Source organism: Acidovorax sp. IB03 (assembly GCF_016406015.1).
In the GTDB taxonomy this organism is placed as follows: Bacteria; Pseudomonadota; Gammaproteobacteria; order Burkholderiales; family Burkholderiaceae_C; genus Acidovorax; species Acidovorax temperans.
The window spans coordinates 1-673 of the sequence record NZ_JAEFCH010000097.1 but is presented as its reverse complement, the minus strand read 5'-3'; the positions used below and the strand labels follow the sequence as shown (position 1 = coordinate 673).

General features: G+C 63.4%; 1 protein-coding gene. It reads left to right on the top strand.

Annotated features, from left to right (window positions below; all coding sequences use genetic code 11):
* Nucleotides 1-673, top strand: a 673-nt coding sequence (locus IHV84_RS20215) for an IS630 family transposase (RefSeq protein ID WP_198848170.1), incomplete at both ends; no start/stop codon positions are given.

Below are 673 nucleotides of genomic sequence, written 5' to 3'. Positions count from 1 at the left end.
TCACCGATGCCGAGCGCGCAGAGCTGCATGCGCGACTGCGCGTACGCAAAGCGCCTGAAGACGAGAAGCTGCGCATGCGCATCGTGCTGGGCTGCGCGGATGGGGAGTCGGGCACTGTGATTGCCCAGCGCTTGGGAACGACGGTGCAAACCGTCTCCAAGTGGCGGCGGCGCTACCAGGCGTACCGCCTGGCGGGTTTGACCGATGCACCGCGCACGGGCCGCCCCCGCAGTGTGGGAGATGAGCGGGTTCAGCACATCGTGGATAAGGTTCGCCAGAGCAGGCCGACCAACGCCACGCACTGGAGCGTGCGCCAGATGAGCCGAGAGGCGGGCGTATCACCGGCGACGGTGCAACGCATCTGGCATGCGTTTGGTCTGAAGCCGCATTTGCAGGAGACTTTCAAGCTGTCCACTGATCCTCATTTCGTGGACAAGGTGCGCGATGTGGTGGGGCTGTATATGGCACCACCCGATCGCGCCTTGGTGCTGTGCGTAGACGAGAAGAGCCAGATCCAGGCCCTGGATCGCACCCAACCAGGGTTACCACTGACGTTTGGAAAACCCAGCACGCGCACGCACGACTACAAGCGCCATGGCACAACGTCGCTGTTCGCAGCGCTGGATGTGGCCACTGGCAAAGTCATAGGACAGCTCAAGCGCCGTCACCGCAG